Below are 24,456 nucleotides of genomic sequence, written 5' to 3'. Positions count from 1 at the left end.
TCTCTTCCATTTGTCGATACGGTTTAAACGAACAACGCCCGCGCAATATTCCGGCGGGCTGCGAATATTCTGGTCCGATTTGCGAAGGTCGTCCGGGTTTTCTTCTTCCGAGGGGTGATTCACGGACGTCGCTACAATCGACACGTCTCCGTAACCCTGAAACAGGCGAGGTGAAATGGTGCAGGACAGCAAGAAGTCGTCGGCTGAGAGAAAGCGTCCACTCGATGGAATCCGCGTGCTGGATTTATCGCGGGTATTGGCCGGTCCGTGGTGCACGCAAAATCTCGCGGATCTTGGCGCGCAAGTGTTCAAGATCGAACGCCCGGGTACGGGCGACGATACCCGCACGTGGGGGCCGCCGTTCCTGCGCGACGCTGATGGCCGCGACACCTCCGAAAGCGCCTATTTCCTTTGCGCGAATCGCAACAAGCAGTCGGTCGCCATCGATATGAGTTCGCCCGAAGGCGCTGCGCTCATCCGCGAGTTCGCGAAAACCTGCGATGTGGTCGTCGAAAACTTCAAGGTCGGCGGCCTGAAGAAATATGGTCTGGATTACGCGAGTCTTTCGGAGCTGAATCCGCGGCTGGTGTATTGCTCGATAACGGGTTTCGGCCAGACCGGTCCGTTGTCGCAACGCGCCGGATACGACTTCCTGATCCAGGGCATGGGCGGTCTGATGAGCATCACCGGTGAACCCGACAGCGTAGCCGGCGGCGGCCCGGAAAAAGTCGGCGTCGCGGTGACCGACCTGATGGCCGGCATGTACGCGACCACCGGCATCCTTGCGGCCTTGATGGAGCGCGAAAAGAGCGGCCTCGGCCAGCATCTCGACATCGCGTTGCTCGACGCCCAGCTTGCCATGCTCGCCAACCAGTCGATGAACTACCTCACCACCGGCATTGCGCCCAAGCGCATGGGCAATGCGCATCCGAACATCGTGCCGTACCAGACGTTCGCCGCAAGCGATGGACACGTGATCGTCGCGTGCGGAAACGACGGCCAGTTCCGCGCGCTCTGCACGGCGATGAACGTGCCGGAACTGGCCATCGACATACGCTTCGCGACCAATAGCGGCCGCAGCGTGAATCGGGCGGAACTGTTGCCGCAACTGGCGGCCGTGTTCATGACCCGCACACGCGACGCGTGGGTCGACGCGCTCGAAGCGTGCGGCGTGCCGTGCGGGCCTATCAATGATATCGAGCAGGCGTTCGGTTCGGATCAGGCGGTGTATCGCGGGGCGGCGCGAGAGATTGCGCATCCGGTCGCGGGCGTGGCGCCGACGGTCGCGAGTCCGCTGCGTTTATCGGCGACGCCGGTTGAATACAACCAGGCGCCGCCGATGCTTGGTCAGCACACGAACGCGGTCTTGCGCGAGGTCCTGGGTCTGGACGATGCCCGGATCGACGAACTTCTGAAGGCCGGCGTGATCGGCGAATAGGTTAAAGCTGCCAGTCGAGCAAGGGCACGACTTTCTCGATCAGCTTTTCCAGCGCGGGCCGATTCAGCCAGTCCTGATACGTGACCAACTGCGAATTTTTTATATCGGCGTCGAAGATCGCGCTTTGCTGCCTGGCAAATTCGCGGTCGTAGATATTGAGGTTGGCTTCGTCGTTGAGCTTGAACGAACGGCTGTCGAAATTCGTCGATCCCACAGATACGAGGAATTCATCCACCACCAGCAGCTTGCAGTGAAACATGGTCGGCTGATATTCGTGAATTTCGATGCCCGCCGCCAAAAGATCACCCCAGCATGCGCGTGACGCCTCGCGCACGGTATGGGTATCGATATGTTTTCCCGGCGTCACAATCCGCACCTTTACGCCGCGCCGGGCGGCTTCGACCAGCGCGTTGATCGCAAGACCGTCCGGCACGAAATACGCGCTCGCCAGATCGATCCGTTCGGACGCCGCCGTGATCGCCATCAAGTACATGAGTTCCATGTCGTCCGCGCCGTGCGTCGGCGAACTGCTGAACATGTGCGCGACGCCATTGCTCGCTTCGCCTTCGGGCAGCGGTTTGACATCGGGAAAATACTTCGGACCGTGCAGCACGTCGCCGGTCACCTTGATCCAGTTGTCCATGAACACCGCCTGCATGTGCCCGACAACCGGGCCTTCCACGCGGAAATGGGTATCGCGCCAGTGCTTTTCGTCCTGCGCGTGGCCCGTCCATTCTTCGGCAATCCCCACGCCGCCGGTGAAACCCACACGTCCATCGATGATCAGCAACTTACGATGCGTCCGGTTGTTCATGCGTCCGAGGCCGGTCCAATGCGGCTTGTGATACTGGATGACCTCGGCGCCGGCCTGGCGCAATTGCTCCAGATACTTGTGGTCCATTTTCTTGCAGCCTACCCAGTCGAGCAGGACGTGCACGGCCACGCCTGAACGCGCTTTCTCGGATAACGCCGCTGCAAACTGCGCCCCGATCTCGCCGGACCAGTAGATGAACGTCTCGAACGTGATGGTTTCTTTGGCGGAGCGGATGCCGTCGAGCATCGATGGGAAGATTTCGTCGCCGTTGAGCAGCACGCGGTACCGGTTCCCCGATGTCACCGGAGGCCCGAGCAGTAGGCTCATCGAGCGGATGAATTGCGGGTCGTCGCTTGGGTACAACCGGTCGATATTGTGTTCGACCTTCTTCTCACCGCTTACAAAATTCGCGAGGATCACCACGACAATCAGCGTGATCAGAACCGTAAGCGGGATGGCAAAAAGGAGCATGTCGGATCCGAAAGAGGGCGGCGCGGGATGCGACACGCCTCGTAGCAAGACCCGGACCTTCTGTGTTTATTCGTCCACGATCGTGCTGAGATTGACGCGCACGCGGCGCAGCAAAGAGATCAATTGCGCGCGTTCTTCTGCGTCGAGGCCAGCGAGCGCTTCGGTCGCGACCGAGTCGCCGACGCGCCGCGCGCGGCCCAGCGCACCTTCGGCCTTGGCCGTCATGCGCACCGTTCGCTCGCGGCGGTCGTCGGGATTGGAAAAGCGTTCTATCCAGCCGCCTTCCTCCATCCGGTCGAGCAAACGGCCCGCCGATATGGGCGCGACTTCCAGCAGGTCAGCAAGGCGCGCTTGATTGACATCGCCGAAATGGGACAGATACGCGAGCGCGCGGCATTGCGCCCGCGTGAGGTCGAGGGACGATTTCGCGAGTTCGTCGAAGCGCTTGCTGCACAGGCGCCCCACGTCCGAGATCAGAAATCCAAAGCGCTTGTCGAGATGCGTTTCCATGCAGGGGATTATACGAAAGATGCACGCAATTACCGGAAGATAAGGCGTGTCGCAACGTACGGGTTTATCCGGGTTAATGACATCTTGTGACGATCATTAGCATGTTTATAATAAGCATGCTTACTATTCGATCCAACGATCCGGCGCCTGAATGTCCTCAGAATCAACGTCGTTGAGCGCTGCAAACGTGCCGCTCAACCGGCCCATGCTGACCGTTTCGATCATGCTTGCCACGCTGATCCAGACGCTCGACAGCACAATCGCCAACGTTGCGTTGCCGCATATGCAGGGCACGCTGTCGGCGTCGCAGGACGAGATCACGTGGGTGCTGACGTCGTACATCGTTGCCGCGGCCATTGCCACGCCGCTCACCGGCTGGCTTTCCGATCGCCTGAGCACAAAGCGTTTGCTGATCATATCGATTGGCGGATTTACGCTTGCGTCCGCGTTGTGCGGGTTATCGGAAACGCTCGCGCAGATTGTTGCGTCGCGTTTGCTGCAGGGCATATTCGGCGCGTCGCTCGTGCCGCTTTCGCAATCCATCCTGCTCGATATCAACCCGCGCGAAAAGCAAGGCCAGGCAATGGCCGTCTGGGGCATGGGCGTGATGGTGGGGCCGATACTCGGGCCAACGCTCGGCGGATGGCTCACCGACAGCTACAACTGGCGTTGGGTGTTCTTCATCAACGTGCCCATCGGCGCGTTTGCGTTGTTTGGCGTGTTCACTTTCCTGCCGGCGCGCGCCGCGAAACACGGCGTGAAATTCGATGCATTCGGCTTTGCCACGTTAGGCTTGGCGATCGGTGCATTCCAGGCGATGCTCGATCGCGGCGAACAGCTCGACTGGTTTGGTTCGACAGAAATTCGCATCGAGGCCATTCTTGCGGCGCTCAGCTTCATCTTCTTTCTCGCGCACACCGCGACGGCAGGCAAGCGGTCGTTCTTCAAGTACGAGCTCTTGAAGGACCGCAACTTCGCGACCGGCGTATTTTTCATCTTCGTGATCGGCGCGGTGATGTACGCCACTCGCGCGCTCTTGCCGCCGATGCTGCAAAACCTGATGAACTATCCCGTCGCGACCACGGGTCTTGTCACCGCCCCGAGCGGCGCGGGCACGATGTTCGCCATGTTGATCGCGGGCCGCATGCTGCGTCGCACCGACGCAAGGCTTCTGCTGCTCGCGGGCTTCCTGATTTCGGCGTTCGCGTTATGGCAGATGATGCAATACACGCTGGTGCTGTCGGTGTCCGACATCGTGTGGCCGGGTGTGATCCAGGGCTTTGGACTGGGTTTCGTATTCGTGCCGCTGAGCGCGCTGACGTTCTCGACCTTGACGCCCGAGCTTCGTGCCGACGGCACCGCAACCTACAGCCTGATGCGCAACATTGGCAGCAGTATCGGCATTTCGATTGTGCAAACCATGATGACGCGCGGCACGCAGGTCGCGCACGCGGATCTTTCGGCGAACGTGAACGTCTTCAATCCGTCGATGCAACCCATGCTCGAAACCGGTTCGCAGATGAGTCTCGCGCTGATGGACCAGACGATCAACCAGCAGGCGCAGATGATCGCGTACCTGAACGACTTCAAGCTGATGTTCGTCGCGACCTTGCTGGTCGTGCCGCTGGTTTTGCTGATCCGTCCCGCGCGGCCGATCCCGGGCGAAACCCTCGTGCACGCGGCGGCGGATTGAGAACTACTTGATGGAAGAATCGCGCGCGATATCGCGCTGCGTCAGGTACACGCGCAGATCGAACTCGATCTGGTGATACCCGGGCTGCATGAATTCACACAGCCGGTAAAACGCCTTGTTGTGATCGCTTTCCTTCAGATGCGCGAGTTCGTGCACGACGATCATGCGCAAGAATTCCGGCGGCGCTTCCTTGAACAGCGACGCCACGCGGATCTCCTTCTTCGCTTTCAGCTTGCCGCCTTGCACACGGGATATCGCCGTATGCAAACCGAGCGCATGACGCAGCACGTCGAGCTTGGCGTCGTACATGACCTTGTCGATAGCCGGCGCCACGCGCAAAAACTCCTGCTTGAGGTCGGTCGTGTACTCGTACAACGCGCGATCGGACTGCACCGCATGCCGATGCGGATATCGATCAGCGAGATACATGCCGAGTTTGTCATCCGCAATGAGCTTGCGGACCTTGTCCTGAAGCGTTTCCGGATACGCGCTCAGGTATTTGAGAGGAAGCATGGCGATACCAATTACTTAGTGAGTGCGACGCGTGCTCCACAAGATACACGCGATCAACGCAAGCTGAAGCGGCAGGCGTGCAACGAGGAGCCAGACGGGAATGCCCGGAAAACGCTCGGCATGCTGGAGCATGAAAACGTTGGCCGGCGTCACCGCGATGGTCAAAAGCGCGAGCCCGATTCCAGCCATATGGCGAGTGCGTTTGATCGTGATGCCGGCGGCGCCGAGCAATTCGAAGATCCCGCTGACGATCACGGCCAGGATAGGCACGGGCACGAACGGCGGCACGATCTGCACGAACAGCGGCATGAACAGGAAATGACAGACCCCGCCGATCGCGAACCAGAGGAACACAAACGCAAGCGCGAGGCGTCGCGCGACGGACATCGGCGGCAATGCAATGCTCGATAAACCCATGATGTCCCCGGCAGTAAAGCAGGAAAGTAACTACACGACCACTCGATACCCGCACGCAAAAACCAGCCCCAAAACAAAAAACCGCCCAGCAAGCTGGGCGGTTTTTTGATCAATTCTGGTCGGGGTGAGAGGATTCGAACCTCCGGCCTCTACGTCCCGAACGTAGCGCTCTACCAGGCTAAGCTACACCCCGAATATTCACTCAGAGACGGTTTGTTTCCTTTTCAGGACTGTCTTGCCGTCGAGTAAGAACATAATTCTAGCAGGCTCTCTTTAAAAATGGAATCCGGAAACGAAGAAATTGCATTCGCGGCGGCTTGCGCTTCCTGACGTGCGCATTTCAGCGTGTGATCGAGTGCGCCGGACGTGGTGATGGCTTCGAAAATAGTATCGAATTTATCGGTGCCGCCTTGCTCGATGGCTTCGCGTGCAAGCGCTGCCTGTTCCGCTGTTCCATGCTCCATCAAGTAGATGAGCGGAAGAGTGGGTTTGCCTTCGCGCAGATCGTCGCCGGCGTTCTTGCCCATGGATTCAGCCGTGCCCGTGTAATCGAGCCAGTCGTCCATGATCTGGAACGCCGTGCCAATGCGCCGGCCAAATTCCGCCGCTGCCGCTTCCGTCTTGGCGTCCGATCCGGAAAGCACGGCGCCGAGCTGCGCCGCCGCTTCAAAAAGCTTCGCCGTCTTGTAGCGGATCACCTGCATGTAACGCGCTTCGTCCACATCCGGGTCGTGCATGTTCAGCAACTGCAGCACTTCGCCTTCGGAAATCACGTTGGTCGCGACCGACAGGATTTCCATCACGCGCATCTTGCCTACGCCGACCATCATCTCGAACGAACGCGAGTACAGGAAGTCGCCGACCAGCACGCTCGCCGCGTTGCCGAACAGCGCGTTCGCGGTCTTGCGGCCGCGCCGGAGATCGGATTCGTCGACTACGTCGTCGTGCAGCAAGGTCGCCGTATGGATGAACTCGACGACCGCGGCCAGTTCGTGCCGGTGGCCGGTTGTATCGCCGAGAGCGCCCGATACCAGAAGCAGCAGCGCAGGACGAAGCCGTTTGCCGCCGGCCCCGATGATGTACTCGGAAATCTGGTTGATCAGCATCACTTCGGATGCCAGGCGCTGCCGGATGACGCGATTGACCTGCTGCATGTCCTCGGCGATAGGCTCGAGCACGTTGGCGGCGTTTGGGGAGGAAGTGGCTGTGGACGACATGATCGGCAATTAGGGTAGTGCCGCGAATTATAAGGCGAATCGGCCGATAGACGCCTCTAATAGACGTCCCTCTCGCGCCGTGTCTGCCTCAAGTACAGGATGTTGCGGTATTAATCAGGATATTGTTGCGTGCGCCCGGCCGTCTTCGCGTTAATCCCGGCGTGGCGGCCGCGCGTTTCGCGACCAACAAGGGTTTTGACGGAGAGCCTAACTCTCTGTATAATCACGCGTTTTCGCGCACGGTGTGCGGAAAAATGAATTCAGAGTGAGGTTCTCAATGTACGCGGTCATAAAAACCGGTGGCAAGCAGTATAAAGTTGCTGTCGGCGAAAAATTGAAAGTAGAACAGATACCGGCAGACATTGACGCTGAAATCACGCTCGACCAGGTTCTCGCAGTAGGCGAAGGTGAATCGATTCAGTTCGGTGCACCGCTGGTCAGTGGGGCTTCCGTCACATGTACCGTCGTGTCCCAGGGTCGTCACAAGAAGGTCACGATCTTCAAGATGCGTCGCCGGAAGCACTACCAAAAGCACGCTGGCCATCGCCAGAACTACACCGAACTGCGTATCGACGCTATCAACGCTGCGTAAGCGTTGAGTCGATAAGCTAAACGGTCAAGGAGCTATCAAATGGCACACAAAAAAGCAGGCGGGTCATCCCGCAATGGTCGCGACTCAGAATCAAAGCGCCTCGGCGTGAAGGTTTATGGCGGCCAGGCAATCAACGCGGGCGGCATCATTGTTCGCCAGCGCGGCACGCGCATGCACCCGGGCGACAACGTCGGCATTGGCAAGGATCACACCTTGTTCGCGCTGACTGACGGCCACGTCACGTTCACGACGAAGGGCGCAGCAAAGAAGCATCTGGTCAACGTAGTCCCGGCTGCCTAAGTAACATATAGGCACGGGCTTCAGGACCGGAACAGGCCCCGCGAAGTTCGCGGGGCCTTTTTTATTGGCTGGTTTTTTTGACCACCCAGCTGGTGACATATATCGAATGGTCTAGTGGCTGGCATCGGCTGGTCGCGGCAAAATAGCGGAACACCGCTGAAACACGGGACGGAGCAACTCATGAAGTTCATTGACGAAGCGAGAATTGAAGTCATCGCCGGAGACGGAGGGGATGGCAGCGCGTCGATGCGGCGCGAGAAGTTCGTCCCGTTCGGCGGACCGGACGGCGGCGACGGCGGCCGGGGCGGCAGCGTGTATGCGGTCGCAGATCGCAATATCAATACGCTGATCGATTACCGGTATGCCAAGAAGCATCAGGCGCGTAACGGCGAAAATGGCCGTGGCGCGGACTGCTACGGCAAGGGCGGCGACGACATCGTCTTGCGCATGCCGGTCGGCACGATCATCGCGGATACGGAAACGGGCGAGCTGATCGCCGATCTGACCGAGCACAACCAGAGCGTGCTGATTGCGCATGGCGGCGCGGGCGGCCTCGGCAACCTGCATTTCAAGTCGAGCACGAACCGCGCGCCACGTCAGAAAACCGAAGGCAAGCCCGGCGACCGGCGCATGTTGCGGCTCGAGCTGAAAGTGCTCGCCGACGTCGGTCTGCTCGGCATGCCGAACGCCGGGAAGTCGACTTTTATCTCGTCGGTATCGAATGCGCGGCCGAAAATCGCGGACTATCCATTTACCACGCTCGCGCCTAATCTCGGCGTGGTGCGCGTCGGGCCGGAAAAGAGCTTTGTAATCGCGGATATTCCGGGTCTGATCGAAGGCGCGGCAGAAGGTGCGGGACTCGGTCACCGCTTCTTGCGGCACTTGCAGCGCACCGGCGTGCTGTTGCACCTGGTCGATCTGGCCCCGTTCGACGAAGCCGTCGACCCGGTTCAGGAAGCGCGCGCAATCGTGAACGAATTGCGCAAGTACGACGAAGCGCTGTACGAAAAGCCGCGCTGGCTGGTGCTGAACAAGCTGGACATGGTTCCGGACGATGAGCGCAAGGCACGCGTGGCGGACTTCATCAAGCGGTACGAATGGGACGGTCCGGTGTTCGAAATTTCGGCGCTGACCGGCCAGGGTTGTGAAGGCCTGACCTACGCCATTTTCGACTACATCTCGAAGAACTCGGACGCGTCGCGCGCGGCGGAAGCCGAAGATCTCGCTGCGGACGTGCGTTTCCGCGATGAACCCGCGACTGCCGCTCCTCAACGTGCGCCGGAAATCGAAGAAGACGACGAAGACGAAGCGTAAGAAAATCAGGCCCGTGGATCGAGGCAAATTCGAGGAGAAATGCGTCAGATGCGTTCCGTCATAGCCGCTTCGAAGCGACTCGTAGTGAAAGTGGGATCGAGCCTCGTCACAAACGATGGTCGCGGGCTCGATCATGCTGCCATCGCGCGCTGGGCCTCGCAGATCGCCGCATTGCGCGAGCAGGGCAAGGAAGTCGTGCTGGTGAGTTCGGGCGCGATTGCCGAAGGGATTCATCGGCTTGGATGGACGAAAAGGCCGCGCGAAATCGACGAGTTGCAGGCGGCCGCCGCGGTCGGGCAAATGGGGTTGGCGCAGGTCTACGAAAGCAGTTTCGGCAAGCACGGTATTCGGACCGCCCAAATTCTGCTCACCCACGCCGATCTGGCTGACCGCGAACGCTATCTGAACGCGCGGTCCACGCTGCTGACCTTGCTGCGCCTGGGCTGCGTGCCCATCATCAATGAAAACGACACGGTCATTACCGACGAAATCAAATTCGGCGATAACGACACGCTGGGCGCGCTGGTCGCGAATCTGATCGAAGGCGACGCGCTGATCATCCTCACCGATCAACGTGGTCTGTTCACGGCCGATCCGCGCCACGATCCGTCGGCGACTCTGGTGGAGCAGGCGGATGCAGGAACGCCGGAACTCGAAGCCATGGCGGGCGGCGCGGGCTCGAGTCTCGGACGCGGTGGCATGTTGACCAAGATTCTCGCGGCGAAACGCGCGGCGCACAGCGGCGCGAATACCGTGATCGCGAGCGGGCGGGAATCAGATGTCCTGACGCGGCTTGCTTCCGGAGAGCTGATCGGCACGCAACTTATCGCCCGGACGGCGCGGATTGCTGCGAGAAAGCAGTGGATGGCCGATCATTTGCAGGTGCGCGGACATGTTGTCATTGACAACGGCGCAGTCGAAAAGCTGACCGCAGGCGGCAAAAGCCTGCTGCCAATCGGCGTTATCGACGTCCATGGCGCGTTTGCGCGTGGCGAAGTGATCGCATGCATGAATTCCGATGGACGGGAAGTGGCGCGCGGCATCACCAATTACAGCAGTTCCGAGGCGCGGCTTATCCAGCGCAAGCCCAGCGGCGAAATTGAGACGGTGCTTGGCTACATGCTGGAGCCTGAACTGATTCATCGAGACAATCTGGTGCTTGCCTGACGCGATCATTATTTAAAAAGCCGCCAATTGGCGGCTTTTTTGTCTAAGTGCGTGCTATCGATTTAGTGGTAATTCGATACCGCAGTCCGCTTCATCTGGATGTTCGATAGAATCTGCTTCGCCGTTCCAGTCGGCAGCTTGTTTGCGCAGAAGTAATCCTGATACAGGGCCGAGTGATACGCATTCAGTTCACCGGTTTCAATGCGCGTGAAATCGCGTTCCACCGCACGGTCCCAACCGGTCTGGTCCTCGTTGATGCTTGCATAGAGGCGCCAGTTGAAGTTGTCGCAGCGAATCCCTTCATAGTTCACGTTGCGCGCACCCGCCGGGCTTTGCACTACGACCGTGTAGCGAATCACGCCGTCATCGCCGACGCTGAGCGAGTTTTTATCGATGAAAAAACTGAGCGGCGTGTTCTGGGAAACCGTGAACGGAATCAGGTTGCCTTGCTGCGGCAGAGGCGGAATGGTCTCAACCTTGTTTTCGGTCCAGTTGGGCTTGCGGTCCATCAAATAGACAAACGCGCTGTCGTCCTTGTTGGTCGGCTTCGAGCTGCCGCAACCGGCGAGCACGGCAAGGGCTGCCGCGGATGCCGCGAACAATGCAATGGCTTTCAATTCTTGAATCCCTGAGGTTGATGCAGCGGCGACTGCAAACGGATTGAGCCTCGCGCTGCCTGAGGCCCACTTCCGACGCCACACGAAAAAAAGCGGCGAGCGTTGCCGCGCCGCCGCTTTGGATGACACACGTCCTAATCCCGCGAAGGACGTTGTGCGTAGATATGCAGCTCTTCGGTCACCGAACATTCTGCCTGAATGACCTGACCGTTGGCAGAAACGGTCGCGTCCTCCATGGTCATGCTCCCAATCACGCGCGGATACCGGTTGGCGTGACGCGCCAAATGTTCCGCGCGCTCGGCACGCACGGCTGCGCGCCTCAGGAAGCGAGAAAGTTCCGTGAGCGCAAGCTGATATACATCACGCTTGAACTCGATCACCGCGTCAAGCGGGACCCAATATTCGTTCCACCGCCAGGCATCGAATTCCGGATGATCAGTCGCACGCAAACAAATGTCACAGTCGCGGCCTACCATGCGTAACAAAAACCAAATCTGCTTTTGTCCGCGATAATGCCCGCGCACTTCGCGCTTGATGAACTTGTCCGGCACCTCATAACGCAGCCAGTCGCGGGTTCGACCCACGACCTTGACGTGTTCCGGCAGCAAACCGGTTTCTTCGTGTAACTCCCGATACATCGCTTGCACAGGGGTCTCGCCGTACTTGATGCCCCCTTGCGGAAACTGCCAGGAATGTTCACGCAGCCGCTTGCCCCAAAACACTTCGTTGTGCGCGTTCAAGAGGATGATGCCGACGTTCGGGCGAAAGCCTTCACGATCCAGCATACAACCACCTTCGAATCCTTTAAAATTGCTTTGATTATAAACAGATAACGGGCCTGGCGCACCGGCACGAACCCGAATTCGGGCATTCGTTTCGCCTGGGCGTTGAGGCGGGCGGCGCTATGGTTTGCGCCCCGCATCGCTGTCCCGTCGTTCACTCGTTCCGCACGTTCAGCACGATTGGGCGCTCACCGCCCATTCAATCGACGCGCTCCGCTTTGGAAGATTTTTGAATGAAAGCATCCCGTTTCTTTATCGCCACCCTGAAAGAAGCCCCCACCGACGCAGAAATCGTCAGCCACCAGCTCATGGTCCGCGCAGGCATGATCCGCCGCGTGGCCGGCGGTATTTATAGCTATCTGCCCATCGGCCTGCGTTCCATTCGCAAGGTGGAAAACATCGTGCGCGAAGAAATGGATCGTGCCGGCGCGCTCGAATTGCTGATGCCGGCGGTGCAGCCGGCCGAACTCTGGCAGGAATCGGGTCGTTGGGAGCAATACGGGCCGGAATTGCTGCGTATCAAGGATCGTCATGACCGCGATTTCGTGGTCGGGCCGACGCACGAAGAAGTGGTGACGGACATTGCGCGCCGCGAGATCAAGAGCTACCGCCAATTGCCGGTGAACTTCTATCAGATCCAGACGAAGTTCCGCGATGAAATCCGTCCGCGTTTCGGCGTGATGCGCGGACGCGAGTTCATCATGAAGGACGCATATTCGTTCGATCGCGATCAGGCAGGTCTTGCCGAGTCGTACAAGAAAATGTTTGATGCCTACGTGCGCGTGTTCTCGCGCATCGGCCTGGAATTCCGCGCGGTCGCGGCGGATAACGGATCGATTGGCGGCAGTGGTTCGCACGAGTTCCACGTGATCGCGGATACCGGTGAAGACGCGATTGCGTATAACCCGGCATCGGACTATGCGGCGAACGTCGAAGCAGCCGAGGCCTTGCCGCTCAACGCCACGCGCGCGGCGCCGGCCGAAGAGATGAAGAAGACGGCGACGCCGGGCAAGGCGAAGTGCGAGGCGGTGGCCGAGTTGCTGAACATTCCGCTGCAACGGACAATCAAGTCGATCATTCTCGCGACCGAAAACGAAGGCGCCGAAGCAACCATCTGGTTGCTGATGCTGCGCGGCGATCATTCGCTCAACGACATCAAGACGGGCAAGTTGCCGGGTCTCGCGGGTTACCGGTTCGCGACTGAAGCTGAAATCATCGATACCTTCGGCACGCCGCCCGGCTATCTCGGCCCCATCAACACAAAGAAGCCGATCAAGGTGATCGCGGACCGCACGGTCGCGAACATGAGCGACTTCGTGGTCGGCGCGAACGAGGTGGACTATCACATTACCGGCGTGAACTGGGGCCGCGATCTGCCGGAACCGGTCGTGGCGGACATCCGCAATGTGCTCGTGGGCGATCCGTCGCCGGATGGAAAAGGCACGCTCGAAATCTGCCGCGGCATTGAAGTGGGCCACGTGTTCCAGCTCGGCACGAAGTACTCGGACGCCATGGGCGCGACGTTCCTCGATGAAAACGGCAAGCCGGCCAAGATGCTGATGGGTTGCTACGGGATCGGGATCACGCGGGTTCTGGGCGCGGCGATCGAACAGAACTTCGATGCGAAGGGCATCATCTGGCCGGAATCGATTGCACCGTTTGAAGTCGTGCTCTGCCCGATGGGCTATGACCGCAGCGACGCCGTGCGCGAGCAGGCCGACAAGCTGTACGCGACGCTGCAGGCGGCGGGTATCGACGTGATCCTGGACGATCGAGGCGAGCGTCCGGGGGTGATGTTCGCGGATTGGGAACTGATCGGTGTGCCGCATCGGCTGGTGATCGGCGATCGCGGGCTGAAGGAAGGCAAGCTCGAGTATCAGGCACGACGCGATGCCGAAGCCACATTGCTGCCGGTCGATGACGCTGCAAATGTGGTGATCGAGAAGGTCCGCGCCGCGCTCGCGGGTGGAGTGACGAAGTAACGTGCAGTACAACTTCCTCTCGGCAACGGTGCTGCTGATTCTGATCACCGATCCGCTCGGCAATATCCCGATCTTCATTAACGCGTTGCGTGGTGTGGCGAAGGAGCGTCGGCGGATCGTGATCCTGCGTGAAGTGGCGATCGCCTTCGGGATACTGCTGATGTTCATGCTCGTCGGCGACCGCTTTCTTCGCGCGATGAGCCTGACGGATCTGTCGTTGCGGCTGGGCGGCGGGATCGTGTTGTTCCTGATCGCGCTGCGGATGATTTTTCCGCATCCCGATGGCCCGATGGGCGGCGATTCGCGCGGCGGCGAACCGTTGATCGTGCCGCTGGCCATTCCCGCGCTCGCCGGTCCGTCGGCGCTGGCTACGGTGATGTTACTGACATCGCAGGCGCCGGGGCAGATGTGGGAGTGGGTCGGCGCGCTGACCGTGACCATGTTCGTTTGCGCCATCGTGCTGGTGATGGCCGAAAAGATTCAGCACTGGCTCGGCGAACGCGCGGTGACGGCGTTCGAGCGGCTGATGGGACTAGTGCTCGTGTCCATATCCGTGGAAATGATCCTGACCGGGATTCGCACCTTCGTGCATCAACTGGCGGTCAGCGGCTGACATTTTCTTACGCATTAAAGCAGAAGGCCGTTTCAACGTGAGTTGAAACGGCCTTCTTTCATTTTTCCCTGCAAGGGAAAGAATCAAGCGCCTTCAGTCAGCGCCCGGATGGTCGGCAGGTTGCGCCAATAGCCCTTCGCGTCCATGCCACAGCCGAACACATAGCGGTCGGGCACTTCAAAGCCGCAAAAATCCGGACGCAGCGGCTTCGCCTTGTTGATGAGCTTCTCGCAGAGCACCGCCGAGAGGAATTTCTTCGCGCCCATTGCCATGATCCGGTCGCGAATGGCGGCCATGGTTTCGCCTTCATCCAGGATGTCGTCGAGCACGAGCACCACGCGATCCTTCACCGATTCCGCCGGCGCCACGCGCCATTCCATCTTGTCGCCGCCCTTGGTCGTATTCCGATAGCGCGTCAGATGGATGTAGTCGAACTCGAGCGGGAAGTCGAGATGCGGCAGCAACATGCCGGTGAACACCGCCGCGCCGCCCATGACGGACAGCACGAGCGGAAACTCTTCACCGGTGCTCGTGCCGATGGCTTTCGCCATGTTGACGATCGACGCGGTCACGTCTTGCGCCGAAACGATCTCTTCGGAGTGGCTGAAAATGTGGAGTGCTTCTTCGCGGTTCATATGAGCAGGCGGGGAGGGTGTAACTAGATTAGAAGAGACGGGGCACGTAGCGCTACATATTAAACCCGCGTTCCCGAACGAAAACGCGGGTCTTCCAAAACAGACTGCTACGGCAACAAAAAGAAACAGAAACTCAACGCATGCCCGGCATCATGCCCTTCATGCCGCGCATCATTTTCTGCAGATTGCCGCCCTTGAGTTTTTTCATCATGCCGCGCATTTGCTCGTATTGATTCAGCATGCGGTTCACTTCCTGCACCTGCACGCCCGCGCCCGCTGCAATCCGGCGTTTGCGCTGCGCCTTGATGAGGTCGGGTTTCGCGCGCTCGGCGAGCGTCATGGAATTGATGATGCCTTCCATGCGGCGCATCTGCTTTTCGGCGACACCCATATTCGCGCCCGCCGCGGCCTGCTGGAATTGCGCCGGCAGCTTGTCCATCAACGATGACAAACCGCCCATGTTCTTCATTTGCGCCAGTTGCGCGCGGAAATCGTTCAGATCGAAATCGCCGCCTTTCTTGACCTTGTCGGCGAGTTTTTGCGCGGCGGCGCTGTCCACGCCTTTCTGCGCTTCCTCGACGAGCGCAAGAATGTCGCCCATGCCGAGAATCCGGTTCGCCATGCGATCCGGGTGGAATACTTCCAGGCCGTCGAGCTTTTCGGCGACACCCACGAACTTGATTGGCTTGCCGGTCACGTGGCGCACCGAAAGCGCCGCGCCGCCGCGTGAGTCGCCGTCGAGCTTGGTCAGCACCACGCCGGTCAGCGGCAGGGCGTCGCTGAACGCCTTGGCCGTGTTGACCGCGTCCTGACCGAGCATGGCGTCGACCACGAACAGCGTTTCCGCCGGTTTCAGGATGCCGTGAAGCTCGGCGATTTCCTTCATCATCGCTTCGTCTATACCGAGGCGGCCGGCTGTATCGACGATCAGTACGTCGTGAAAATGGCGTTTCGCCCAATCCACTGCCGCCCGCGCGATGTCAGCCGGTTTCTGATCCGGCTCCGACGGGAAAAAGTCCGCGCCGACCTGTTCGGTCACTGTTTTCAACTGCGCGATAGCAGCCGGCCGATACACGTCGACAGACACCGTCAGCACCTTTTTCTTGTGCTTTTCCCGCAGCAGCTTGGCGAGCTTGCCGGTCGTGGTGGTCTTACCCGCACCTTGCAGGCCGGCCATGAGTATGATTGCAGGCGGTGTGACGGCCAGGTTCAGCTCGACCGCCTTGCCCTCGTAATCCCCGCCGATGATGGCCGTCAGCTCGCGCTGCACCACGCCGACCAGCGCCTGCCCCGGCGACAGGCTGGAAATCACTTCCTCGCCGAGCGCCTTTTCCTTCACCTTGGCGATGAATTCGCGCACGACCGGCAGCGCAACGTCGGCCTCGAGCAGCGCCAGGCGGACTTCGCGCAGCATTTCCTGCGTGTTAGCCTCGGTGAGCCGGGCTTCGCCGCGCAGCGTCTTTACGACGCGCGCCATCCGTGTAGTGAGTGTGTCTAGCATGGGAGCGTGTGAGAGTGCGGCCGGTAAGTGTCGGTAACTAAGCGATAACGGCGTCCTGGCGGCCCTTGCGGTCAAAGGGGAAGACGTCGCGGCCTCGGGGCCTGGTGTAAACTTCAATCATGGATATTGTACTGTATGCCCTCACTGCGCTTCTCTACGGCGGACTTGCCGTAGCGGGCTGGCGCGCGCATCGCCACACGGCGGTCGGACCGGCGCTCGCGGGCATGCCGGCGGGCACCCGCCTGGGCGACGCAATGGAAAGCGGGCGGAGATCGAAGGCGTCGGGCATGAGTTCAATGGGACGCGTGCTGCTCGGCGTTGCGTTGCTTTTGCATGGCGTCCTGTTGCACACCACCATCTTTCCGCAAAACGCGATGGTCTTCGGCTTCGCGTTTGCGCTCTCCGCCATGTTCTGGCTGGGCGCGGGCATCTACTGGATCGAGAGTTTCTTCTTTCCGCTCGACGGCTTGCGGTTGCTCGTCCTGCCGCTTGCGGCCGTGGCGTCCGTAATGCCGTTGATCTTCGGCGGCGTGCGCGTGTTGTCGTATTCGGCCGCGCCCATGTTCAAGCTGCACTTCCTGATCGCCAACATCGCGTACGGATTGTTTGCCATCGCCGCGCTTCACGCCATCCTCATGCTGATGGTGGAGAAGCGTTTGCAGAACATGCGCGGCACGGCGACGCGGCATACTTCGAACAGTTGGGTGTCGAGCTGGCTCGATACTTTGCCGCCGTTGCTCACGCTCGAAAAATTGTTGTTCCGCTTGATATCGGCGGGGTTCGTGCTTTTGACGCTCACGCTGATCTCGGGCGTCGCATTCAATGAACAACTCGTCGACAAAGCGTTCAAGCTCGACCACAAGACGGTGTTCGCGATTCTGTCGTGGGTCATGTTCGGCGCGTTGCTGACCGCGCGCCGCGTGTCCGGCTGGCGTGGCCGTGCTGCGTTGCGCTGGGTGCTCGCCTCGTTCGTGGCGTTGTTGCTGGCTTATGTGGGCAGCCGCTTCGTGTTCGAAGTGCTGTTGCATCGCGCGGTCGTCTGACGCGTTCACCTCGACTTCGCCTCTACCGCTTCTACTGCTTCTACTATTAGTAAGCTCATGCGCCAAATTCTCCTGCTGATTTTTGTTTTCTTCGCGAGCCAGTGGCTTTTCAAAAAGCTCAAGCGCGCCCAGGCTGCGGCCGGTAATCCGCACCCCGGTCCCGGTAATGGCGCCGGCGCCGCGCGCGCCTCTCGCGGTCCGGCTGCTTCCAGCGCGCCGCAACTTCCGGATCCGCTCGTGCGCTGCGCCGAGTGCGGCTTGCATACGCCGAGCAGCGAATCGGTCGTCGCGGCGGGGCACCGCTTCTGTTCCGTCGATCACGCCCATCGCCACGCAGCGCGCCCGACAGGCCGCGACGCACGATGAGCGAAGCGGGTGTTATCGGCGGGGACGGGTGGTATTCGTCAGCGCGCCGTTTGCCGTCGCCGAATTTCGAGGTGCGTCCCGGCGGCATTGAACCGACGTTGATCGTCGTTCATAACATCAGTCTGCCGCCCGACGAGTTCGGCGGCAGCGCGATCACCGAGTTTTTCCAGAATCGTCTGGATCACGATGCTCACCCGTACTACGACCAGTTGCGCGACATGCGCGTATCGTCGCATTTCGTGATTCGCCGCGACGGCGTGGTCGACCAATATGTGTCGTGCAACGAGCGTGCGTGGCATGCGGGGTTATCGAATTTCTTCGGCCGCGAGCGATGCAATGATTTCTCGGTGGGCATCGAGCTGGAAGGCAGCGATACAAGCGCGTTCGAAGATGCGCAGTATATGTCGCTCAATCAAGTGGTCCGCGCGGTCACGCGGCGCTACCCAATCGATGCCTTAGCCGGCCATTCGGACATTGCGCCGGGGCGCAAGACGGACCCTGGCCCGCACTTCGAATGGTTGCGGCTGCAGCACGACTGTGAACTTCCTCTTCGGTACTTTCCCTACCTCGCCAAAGCGTAGGTCGCGGGCCTCCGCGACCGTTCACCGCTTGACATCCGCACATTCAATTTTGCGTTGCAGCGCGTTTGGCGCTCGTAAGCTCGCGATCCCTTGTCCGACTTTGGCATTCGAAAAGTCAAGCCCGGTTAGTGAAATCCTCAGCAAATAAAAGTTTTTGAGACTGTGCGGAATGTCACTATACTTGGTGCTCAGAGACGTAAAACGCACTATATGTTGTGTTGTCAAGGCGGCGCCCCGCTCTTAGAGCCGGCGCCGCACGCTTTCCGGCCATAGAACAAAACGCCGCATAAGCGACTGATTCGCCGCGTGAAATTCGCCGGCAAGTCGGGTTGAGACACTCGGGGGCAGATAGGCGTAGTGAGTGAAATTGCCATCGTGATCGTACGGATCGCAGCGGCAAATTCCCAGGCTGACCATTTTCAATTTCATCGTCGCGCGCGGTCGGCAAGAGCAGCACCCGGCAGTAAAAAACTGGCCAGCCACGCGCGGCACGCATCTCAATCCGCGGACGTTCCGCACCATCGAACACCAGGAGATTTGCACATGCAAACCACCGACAACGCCACGATTTCCTACGAAGGCGCTTCTGTGCGACCCATCGGCGCACAAGGTCAGCAGCCGAACGCGAGCGCGCTCGCCCCGGACGCCACGCTGGCCGACTACAAAGTCATCCGCCGTAACGGGACCGTGGTGTCGTTCGAGCCGTCGAAGATTTCCATCGCCGTGACGAAGGCATTCCTCGCCGTGAACGGCGGGCAGGGCGCGGGCTCGGCACGGGTGCGCGAGCTCGTTGAACAACTGACGCACAGCGTCGTGCGCGCGCTGGTGCGCAGCCGTCCGAACGGCGGTACGTTCCATATCGAAGATATTCAGGATCAGGTCGAACTCGCGCTGATGCGCGGCGGCGAGCACAACGTGGCGCGCGCTTACGTGCTGTATCGCGAGAAGCGCACGCAGGAACGCGCGCATGCGCCGGAAACGCGTGCGAACGCGCTCGGCATCAATGTGATCGACAACGGCGTGTCGCATCCGCTGGATCTGGACGCGTTGAAGGCGCGCATCAACGAAGCGTGCGTGAATCTCGGCAGCGAAGTGAACGCGGACCCGATCGTCGCGGAAACGGTGAAGAACCTGTACGACGGCGTGCCGATGGCGCAAGTCTACGACTCGGCCATTCTCGCCGCGCGCACCATGATCGAAAAGGACCCGGCGTACAGCCAGGTCACCGCACGCATCCTGCTGCACACGATCCGCCGCGAAATCCTGGAAGAAGACGTCTCGCAAGGCGAAATGTCGACGCGCTACGCCGAATACTTTCCGCTCTTCATCAAGCAGGGCGTGGAAGCGGAACTGCTCGACGAAAAACTACAGCAATACGACTTGAAGCGCCTGGGCGCCGCACTCGATGCCGACCGCGACCTGCAATTCGGTTATCTGGGTCTGCAGACGCTGTATGACCGCTACTTCCTGCACAACGAGAACAAGCGCATCGAACTGCCGCAGGCGTTCTTCATGCGCGTCGCGATGGGCCTGGCGCTCAACGAAATCGACCGCGAAGCACGCGCTATCGAGTTCTACAACGTGTTGTCGAGCTTCGACTTCATGTCGTCCACGCCAACGCTGTTCAACTCGGGCACGCGCCGGTCGCAATTGTCGTCGTGCTATCTGACCACGGTTGCCGACGACCTCGACGGCATCTATGAAGCGCTGAAGGAAAACGCGCTGCTCTCGAAGTTCGCGGGCGGTCTGGGCAACGACTGGACGCGCGTGCGTGCACTCGGTTCCCACATCAAGGGCACGAACGGCAAGTCGCAAGGTGTGGTGCCGTTCCTGAAGGTCGTGAACGACACCGCCGTCGCGGTGAACCAGGGCGGCAAGCGCAAGGGCGCGGTATGCGCGTACCTGGAAACGTGGCACCTGGATATCGAAGAATTCCTGGAACTGCGCAAGAACACGGGCGACGACCGTCGCCGCACGCACGACATGAACACGGCGAACTGGATTCCCGACCTGTTCATGAAGCGCGTTCACGAAAACGGCGACTGGACGCTGTTCTCTCCGGCCAACACGCCGGACCTGCACGATCTGTTCGGCGCGGCGTTCGAAAAAGCGTACGTGGCGTATGAAGAAAAAGCGGCGCGTGGCGAGCTGAAGCTGTTCAAGAAGGTTCCGGCTGCGCAACTCTGGCGCAAGATGCTGGGCATGCTGTTCGAAACGGGCCACCCGTGGATCACGTTCAAGGATCCGTGCAACATCCGTTCGCCGCAGCAGCATATCGGCGTGGTGCATTCGTCGAACCTGTGCACGGAAATCACGCTGAACACCAGCGACACCGAAATCGCCGTGTGTAATCTCGGCTCGGTGAACCTCGTCGCGCACATGAAGCAACAGGCCGACGGCACGCTGGCGCTCGACCACGAGAAGTTGAAGCGCACGGTCAGCGTGGCGATGCGCATGCTGGATAACGTCATCGACATCAATTACTACGCCGTTGCGAAGGCGCGTAATTCGAACCTGAAGCATCGGCCGGTCGGCATGGGCATCATGGGATTCCAGGACTGCCTGCACTTGCTGCGCACGCCGTATGCATCGAAGGAAGCAGTCGATTTCGCCGATACCTCCATGGAAGCGGTCTGCTACTACGCGTACTACGCATCCACGGAACTCGCCGAAGAACGCGGCCGTTACTCGAGCTATCGCGGTTCGCTGTGGGATCGCGGCATTCTTCCGCAAGACTCGCTGAAGCTGCTCGCGGCAGAACGCGGCGGCTACGTGGAAGTTGACGAAAGCGCATCGATGGACTGGACCGAGCTGCGTTCGCGGATTGCAACGCACGGCATGCGCAATTCGAATTGCGTGGCGATTGCGCCGACGGCGACCATTTCGAACATCATCGGCGTGTCGGCGTGTATCGAGCCGACGTTCCAGAATCTGTACGTGAAGTCGAATCTGTCGGGCGAATTCACGGTCGTGAACGAGTACCTGGTGCGTGATCTGAAGGAACGCGGCCTGTGGGACGAAGTCATGGTCTCCGACCTGAAGTACTTCGACGGCACGCTTTCGCGCATCGACCGGGTTCCGGCCGATCTGCGCGCGATCTACGCCACCGCGTTCGAACTGGACGCAACCTGGGTCGTGGAAGCAGCGTCGCGCCGCCAGAAATGGATCGATCAGGCGCAGTCGCTCAACATCTACATGGCGGGCGCGTCGGGCAAGAAGCTGGACGAGGTGTACAAGCTCGCGTGGCTGCGCGGCCTGAAGACCACGTATTACCTCCGCACCATGGCCGCAACGCACGTCGAGAAATCGACCGTTGCTCACGGTCAGCTGAACTCGGTGCCCTCGGGCAACTCGGACGGCGGCGCGGGTGGTGCAAGCGGTACGAACGGCAGCGGCTTCGGCACGCAGGGTTCGCACGGATCATCGACGGGTGGTTTCAACGCGGCGGCAATCGCGGCGCCGGCGGTGTCCGCGGCTGAGCAGGAAGCCGACGGTCCGGTCTGCATGATGCGTCCGGGCGATGCCGGGTTCGACGAATGCGAGGCTTGCCAGTAAAAAGGTGCAGGCGACGGGTTGCAGATAACCCGTCGCTAATAAGTACAGTAATTAGCAGAGGCCGGTACGAAAGCGGTTGTTCTTCCCAGTCAGGAAGTGGCGGCCGGATTCGATACCGGCCTTTTCCATGTGTACTCGCCGCTTATCCTCGCGTTCCCCGCGATATCTCGTGCCCGGCATCGCGGGAAAGCCTTGCGGTAATCGGAATCGAAAGAAACGAAAACATGCCGACAACCACAAACGCCGGCCAGAAATCCGACCAGACCATTTGCGGATGTCCTTGCAGATCGTGAGAAATCTGCAGCGCAATTCCGCCAACGGTCACGCCCAGTCCCAGCGAAACCTGCTGGATAAAACTGCCGAGACTCGTGGCGCGGCCAACATCACGGCTCTCGATCTCGGCATACGTCAGCGAGTTGAGGCTCGTAAATTGCAACGCCGGGAAGAATCCGCCGAGCAGCACGACCGCCCAGATGAGCCATGTCGGCGTGCCGGGATAGAACATGCCGCACGCCGCGATCGCAATGCCCGAGAGCGCTGCGTTCACCATCAGCGTCTGCCGGAAGCCGAAGCGATGCAGCACGCGCGAGGCCAGCGAGCGCATGAACATGCCGCCGACAGCCGATGCGCAGGTGATCGAGCCCGACTTGAATGCGCTCATGCCCAGTCCTTCCTGCATGGCGAGCGGCAGCAGGAACGGCACGGCGCCAAGGCCGATACGAAACAGCGAGCCGCCGACCACACTTGCCTGGAAGGTCGGCACGCGCAGGAAGCTGAGATCGAGCAGTGGCAGCTTGATGCGCCGCGAATGCAGGAGATACAGCACGAGAAACACCACGCCGCCGAGCGCCATGCCGGCCGCGACGCGATCGGTGACCAGCTCGCCGCCGATCAGCGAGAGCCCGAGGAGAAACAGCGTGCCGCCCATCGCCGACAAAAAGAAGCCCAGCCAGTCGAGGGGCCCCGGATGCGCTTCACGCACGTTCGCGATGTACTTGTTAGTGAGGTAGATCCCGGCGATGCCGATCGGGATGTTGATGAAAAAAATCAGGCGCCAGTGCAGATAGGTCGTGATGAAACCGCCGAGCAGCGGGCCCACGGCGGGACCGAACATCGCAGGCAGAGAAAGATAGTTCATCGCGCGGATGAATTCGGAGCGCCGCACCGAGCGGAAGATGATGATCCGCCCGACCGGCACCATCATCGCGCCGCCGACGCCTTGCACGAAGCGCGCGAGCGTGAAGGGGATCAGCGAGGTGGAGGCCGCGCACAGGATCGAGCCGGCAACGAAAATGCCGATGGCAAGACGAAAGATGGTGCGTGCGCCGAAGCGGTCGGCGACCCAGCCGCAGATTGGAATGAACACGCCGAGGCCGAGCACATAACTCGTGACGGCAATCTTTAGTGTTACAGGATCGCGGCCGAAAGCTTTGGCCATTTCGGGGATCGCGGTGACGATGACGTTGGCATCGACGCTTTCCATGAACATCGCGCACGCGACGATGAGAGGGGCAACGAAAGCTTTGATGGCTAGCGACATGGAGAACGGAAGGGGATCTCTTCGCGGCGGGAGTTGCGATTATGGCATCGATATCAAGGCAGCGACATCGCGAAGTGCCGCCGCGCTGTCACGATGAGCGCTACCTCGCGCAGGAAAAACACAAGGAGCACGACGATGGACCCCCAAGATTTGCAGCGTCTCGTCACGCAAAAAATGCCTTACGGAAAGTACAAGGACCGCTTGCTTGCGGACCTGCCCGGTCACTATCTCGCGTGGTTTGCGCGTGAGGGTTTTCCTGCAGGACAACTCGGCCGGCTGATTGCGTTGATGCACGAAATCGATCACAACAACTTGCGCGAACTGCTCGCGCCGCTGCGTGACAAACGTGCTTGAACGCGATGCTGAGCAAGGCTTCGCGGCGTGATTTCGACGCTCTGGCCGGTGCTTGCACGATGCATCCACTTGTACTATAGGTAGTTTGTGCTGGCCCAAAACACCCAAGATTTTGTGTTTTTAACCTTTGCGATGAAGGCATCGAGTGCTACACTTTCACCATGGAAACACGACGCGAAAGCGCTTTGTTTCCACTGCGAGACAGGCGGGTTCGCGGGCGTTGAAGAGAGCGTCCGAGCGATCAAAAAACGTGTCGCAGAGGATCAGATTCAAAGCTTTGCTTGTGCGCATCGCGAAGATCGACTTAACTGAATTGAACGCGTGGATTGAACGCGTCGCGCATCGTACGAACCCGCAGCAAATGCACTTGCATCAACACGCGGACGAGTCAGGATTTCATCGAAGGCAATTGAAGTTCGAATGCAACGAAAGTCACTGGAC

At 60.0% G+C, this 24,456-nt stretch carries 23 protein-coding genes and 1 tRNA gene; 13 read left to right on the top strand and 11 right to left on the bottom strand.

The genetic code is table 11. The features are described 5' to 3' along the window. Window positions 1–175 precede the first annotated feature (175 nt). On the top strand, window positions 176–1,438 hold the full coding sequence (locus HB633_RS20400) for a CaiB/BaiF CoA-transferase family protein (protein ID WP_213779979.1): 1,263 nt from the start codon (window positions 176–178) through the stop codon (window positions 1,436–1,438). A gap of 1 nt (window position 1,439) precedes the next feature. On the opposite strand, the gene cls is transcribed toward HB633_RS20400, so the two are convergent. Both cls and HB633_RS20390 read right to left on the bottom strand, forming a co-directional pair. Further along, window positions 1,440–2,723 (bottom strand): cardiolipin synthase, encoded by a 1,284-nt coding sequence (cls, locus tag HB633_RS20395; RefSeq protein WP_213779978.1) that lies wholly within the window; start codon window positions 2,721–2,723, stop codon window positions 1,440–1,442. A 66-nt stretch (window positions 2,724–2,789) separates the two neighbouring features. Then, a complete protein-coding gene (locus HB633_RS20390) occupies window positions 2,790–3,233 on the bottom strand; it encodes a MarR family transcriptional regulator (RefSeq protein WP_056354743.1) in 444 nt (147 codons plus the stop codon). Window positions 3,234–3,384: 151 nt separating this feature from the next. Here HB633_RS20390 and HB633_RS20385 point away from each other — a divergent pair, with 151 nt between their 5' ends. Beyond that, window positions 3,385–4,926, top strand: a complete 1,542-nt coding sequence (locus tag HB633_RS20385) for a DHA2 family efflux MFS transporter permease subunit (RefSeq protein ID WP_213779977.1) — start codon at window positions 3,385–3,387, stop codon at window positions 4,924–4,926. Window positions 4,927–4,929: 3 nt separating this feature from the next. On the opposite strand, the gene HB633_RS20380 is transcribed toward HB633_RS20385, so the two are convergent. The 4 genes from HB633_RS20380 to HB633_RS20365 all read right to left on the bottom strand — a co-directional run bounded on the left by HB633_RS20380 (window position 4,930) and on the right by HB633_RS20365 (window position 7,073). After that, complete coding sequence (locus HB633_RS20380) at window positions 4,930–5,439, bottom strand: M48 family metallopeptidase (RefSeq protein WP_213779976.1); 510 nt, start codon at window positions 5,437–5,439, stop codon at window positions 4,930–4,932. A 15-nt stretch (window positions 5,440–5,454) separates the two neighbouring features. Further along, window positions 5,455–5,856 carry a hypothetical protein gene (locus tag HB633_RS20375; protein ID WP_255581031.1) on the bottom strand — a complete coding sequence of 134 codons (402 nt, stop codon included), beginning with the start codon at window positions 5,854–5,856 and terminating at the stop codon, window positions 5,455–5,457. 116 nt (window positions 5,857–5,972) lie between these two features. Beyond that, window positions 5,973–6,049 (bottom strand) — tRNA-Pro (locus tag HB633_RS20370). Between the two features lie 31 nt (window positions 6,050–6,080). Further along, the gene (locus tag HB633_RS20365) at window positions 6,081–7,073 is read right to left on the bottom strand and encodes a polyprenyl synthetase family protein (RefSeq protein WP_213779975.1); all 993 of its coding nucleotides are present in this window, start codon (window positions 7,071–7,073) and stop codon (window positions 6,081–6,083) included. A gap of 277 nt (window positions 7,074–7,350) precedes the next feature. Between HB633_RS20365 and rplU the strand changes: the two genes are divergently transcribed. From rplU to proB, 4 genes are all read left to right on the top strand, one after another. After that, window positions 7,351–7,665: a 50S ribosomal protein L21 gene (rplU, locus tag HB633_RS20360; RefSeq protein WP_056354755.1), complete on the top strand. Its 315-nt coding sequence runs from the start codon at window positions 7,351–7,353 to the stop codon at window positions 7,663–7,665. 39 nt (window positions 7,666–7,704) lie between these two features. Beyond that, the gene (gene rpmA / locus HB633_RS20355) at window positions 7,705–7,965 is read left to right on the top strand and encodes a 50S ribosomal protein L27 (RefSeq protein WP_056354760.1); all 261 of its coding nucleotides are present in this window, start codon (window positions 7,705–7,707) and stop codon (window positions 7,963–7,965) included. A 180-nt stretch (window positions 7,966–8,145) separates the two neighbouring features. Next, entirely contained in the window at window positions 8,146–9,279 is a 1,134-nt protein-coding gene (gene cgtA / locus HB633_RS20350) for an Obg family GTPase CgtA (RefSeq protein ID WP_213779974.1), read from the top strand. Between the two features lie 48 nt (window positions 9,280–9,327). After that, a complete protein-coding gene (gene proB, locus HB633_RS20345; RefSeq protein WP_213779973.1) occupies window positions 9,328–10,446 on the top strand; it encodes a glutamate 5-kinase in 1,119 nt (372 codons plus the stop codon). Between the two features lie 62 nt (window positions 10,447–10,508). On the opposite strand, the gene HB633_RS20340 is transcribed toward proB, so the two are convergent. Continuing rightward, a complete protein-coding gene (locus HB633_RS20340) occupies window positions 10,509–11,063 on the bottom strand; it encodes a CNP1-like family protein (protein WP_255581030.1) in 555 nt (184 codons plus the stop codon). Between the two features lie 134 nt (window positions 11,064–11,197). Further along, window positions 11,198–11,848, bottom strand: coding sequence for an RNA pyrophosphohydrolase (locus HB633_RS20335; protein WP_062000294.1), 651 nt, complete (start codon window positions 11,846–11,848; stop codon window positions 11,198–11,200). A 230-nt stretch (window positions 11,849–12,078) separates the two neighbouring features. Here HB633_RS20335 and HB633_RS20330 point away from each other — a divergent pair, with 230 nt between their 5' ends. Next, the gene (locus tag HB633_RS20330) at window positions 12,079–13,827 is read left to right on the top strand and encodes a proline--tRNA ligase (protein ID WP_213779971.1); all 1,749 of its coding nucleotides are present in this window, start codon (window positions 12,079–12,081) and stop codon (window positions 13,825–13,827) included. A gap of 1 nt (window position 13,828) precedes the next feature. Continuing rightward, window positions 13,829–14,440, top strand: a complete 612-nt coding sequence (locus HB633_RS20325) for a MarC family protein (RefSeq protein WP_213779970.1) — start codon at window positions 13,829–13,831, stop codon at window positions 14,438–14,440. Between the two features lie 83 nt (window positions 14,441–14,523). Here HB633_RS20325 and HB633_RS20320 read toward each other — a convergent pair whose 3' ends face one another. Continuing rightward, window positions 14,524–15,075 (bottom strand): hypoxanthine-guanine phosphoribosyltransferase, encoded by a 552-nt coding sequence (locus HB633_RS20320; protein ID WP_213779969.1) that lies wholly within the window; start codon window positions 15,073–15,075, stop codon window positions 14,524–14,526. Between the two features lie 133 nt (window positions 15,076–15,208). Beyond that, window positions 15,209–16,576 (bottom strand): signal recognition particle protein, encoded by a 1,368-nt coding sequence (ffh, locus tag HB633_RS20315; protein WP_213779968.1) that lies wholly within the window; start codon window positions 16,574–16,576, stop codon window positions 15,209–15,211. 119 nt (window positions 16,577–16,695) lie between these two features. On the opposite strand from ffh, the gene ccsA reads away from it, so the two are divergent. From ccsA to HB633_RS20295, 4 genes are all read left to right on the top strand, one after another. Then, complete coding sequence (ccsA, locus tag HB633_RS20310) at window positions 16,696–17,619, top strand: cytochrome c biogenesis protein CcsA (RefSeq protein WP_213779967.1); 924 nt, start codon at window positions 16,696–16,698, stop codon at window positions 17,617–17,619. 57 nt (window positions 17,620–17,676) lie between these two features. Next, a complete protein-coding gene (locus HB633_RS20305; protein ID WP_213779966.1) occupies window positions 17,677–17,985 on the top strand; it encodes a PP0621 family protein in 309 nt (102 codons plus the stop codon). After that, window positions 17,982–18,566, top strand: a complete 585-nt coding sequence (ampD, locus tag HB633_RS20300; RefSeq protein WP_213779965.1) for a 1,6-anhydro-N-acetylmuramyl-L-alanine amidase AmpD — start codon at window positions 17,982–17,984, stop codon at window positions 18,564–18,566. Before HB633_RS20305 ends, ampD begins: the two co-directional genes overlap by 4 nt. Window positions 18,567–19,109: 543 nt before the next feature. After that, complete coding sequence (locus tag HB633_RS20295; RefSeq protein ID WP_213779964.1) at window positions 19,110–22,121, top strand: ribonucleoside-diphosphate reductase subunit alpha; 3,012 nt, start codon at window positions 19,110–19,112, stop codon at window positions 22,119–22,121. A 142-nt stretch (window positions 22,122–22,263) separates the two neighbouring features. Here HB633_RS20295 and HB633_RS20290 read toward each other — a convergent pair whose 3' ends face one another. Next, window positions 22,264–23,661, bottom strand: a complete 1,398-nt coding sequence (locus HB633_RS20290) for an MFS transporter (protein WP_213779963.1) — start codon at window positions 23,659–23,661, stop codon at window positions 22,264–22,266. A 135-nt stretch (window positions 23,662–23,796) separates the two neighbouring features. Here HB633_RS20290 and HB633_RS20285 point away from each other — a divergent pair, with 135 nt between their 5' ends. Next, window positions 23,797–24,015 carry a DUF3820 family protein gene (locus tag HB633_RS20285; protein WP_213779962.1) on the top strand — a complete coding sequence of 73 codons (219 nt, stop codon included), beginning with the start codon at window positions 23,797–23,799 and terminating at the stop codon, window positions 24,013–24,015. The last annotated feature ends 441 nt before the right edge of the window (window positions 24,016–24,456 follow it).

The organism is Caballeronia sp. dw_276 (assembly GCF_018449635.1).
Lineage (GTDB): Bacteria > Pseudomonadota > Gammaproteobacteria > Burkholderiales > Burkholderiaceae > Caballeronia.
This window is presented reverse-complemented; position numbering and strand designations above follow the sequence as displayed.

Coding starts and splice junctions, on each gene's coding strand:
- rplU (WP_056354755.1), top strand. CDS start 7,351: ATGTACGCGGTCATAAAAACCGGTGGCAAGCAGTATAAAGTTGCTGTC.
- ccsA (WP_213779967.1), top strand. CDS start 16,696: ATGGATATTGTACTGTATGCCCTCACTGCGCTTCTCTACGGCGGACTT.
- ffh (WP_213779968.1), bottom strand. CDS start 16,576: ATGCTAGACACACTCACTACACGGATGGCGCGCGTCGTAAAGACGCTG.
- HB633_RS20320 (WP_213779969.1), bottom strand. CDS start 15,075: ATGAACCGCGAAGAAGCACTCCACATTTTCAGCCACTCCGAAGAGATC.
- HB633_RS20295 (WP_213779964.1), top strand. CDS start 19,110: ATGCAAACCACCGACAACGCCACGATTTCCTACGAAGGCGCTTCTGTG.
- HB633_RS20390 (WP_056354743.1), bottom strand. CDS start 3,233: ATGGAAACGCATCTCGACAAGCGCTTTGGATTTCTGATCTCGGACGTG.
- ampD (WP_213779965.1), top strand. CDS start 17,982: ATGAGCGAAGCGGGTGTTATCGGCGGGGACGGGTGGTATTCGTCAGCG.
- cls (WP_213779978.1), bottom strand. CDS start 2,723: ATGCTCCTTTTTGCCATCCCGCTTACGGTTCTGATCACGCTGATTGTC.
- HB633_RS20380 (WP_213779976.1), bottom strand. CDS start 5,439: ATGCTTCCTCTCAAATACCTGAGCGCGTATCCGGAAACGCTTCAGGAC.
- HB633_RS20385 (WP_213779977.1), top strand. CDS start 3,385: ATGTCCTCAGAATCAACGTCGTTGAGCGCTGCAAACGTGCCGCTCAAC.
- HB633_RS20375 (WP_255581031.1), bottom strand. CDS start 5,856: ATGGGTTTATCGAGCATTGCATTGCCGCCGATGTCCGTCGCGCGACGC.
- HB633_RS20330 (WP_213779971.1), top strand. CDS start 12,079: ATGAAAGCATCCCGTTTCTTTATCGCCACCCTGAAAGAAGCCCCCACC.
- HB633_RS20305 (WP_213779966.1), top strand. CDS start 17,677: ATGCGCCAAATTCTCCTGCTGATTTTTGTTTTCTTCGCGAGCCAGTGG.
- HB633_RS20335 (WP_062000294.1), bottom strand. CDS start 11,848: ATGCTGGATCGTGAAGGCTTTCGCCCGAACGTCGGCATCATCCTCTTG.
- proB (WP_213779973.1), top strand. CDS start 9,328: ATGCGTTCCGTCATAGCCGCTTCGAAGCGACTCGTAGTGAAAGTGGGA.
- HB633_RS20365 (WP_213779975.1), bottom strand. CDS start 7,073: ATGTCGTCCACAGCCACTTCCTCCCCAAACGCCGCCAACGTGCTCGAG.
- HB633_RS20285 (WP_213779962.1), top strand. CDS start 23,797: ATGGACCCCCAAGATTTGCAGCGTCTCGTCACGCAAAAAATGCCTTAC.
- cgtA (WP_213779974.1), top strand. CDS start 8,146: ATGAAGTTCATTGACGAAGCGAGAATTGAAGTCATCGCCGGAGACGGA.
- rpmA (WP_056354760.1), top strand. CDS start 7,705: ATGGCACACAAAAAAGCAGGCGGGTCATCCCGCAATGGTCGCGACTCA.
- HB633_RS20290 (WP_213779963.1), bottom strand. CDS start 23,661: ATGTCGCTAGCCATCAAAGCTTTCGTTGCCCCTCTCATCGTCGCGTGC.
- HB633_RS20400 (WP_213779979.1), top strand. CDS start 176: ATGGTGCAGGACAGCAAGAAGTCGTCGGCTGAGAGAAAGCGTCCACTC.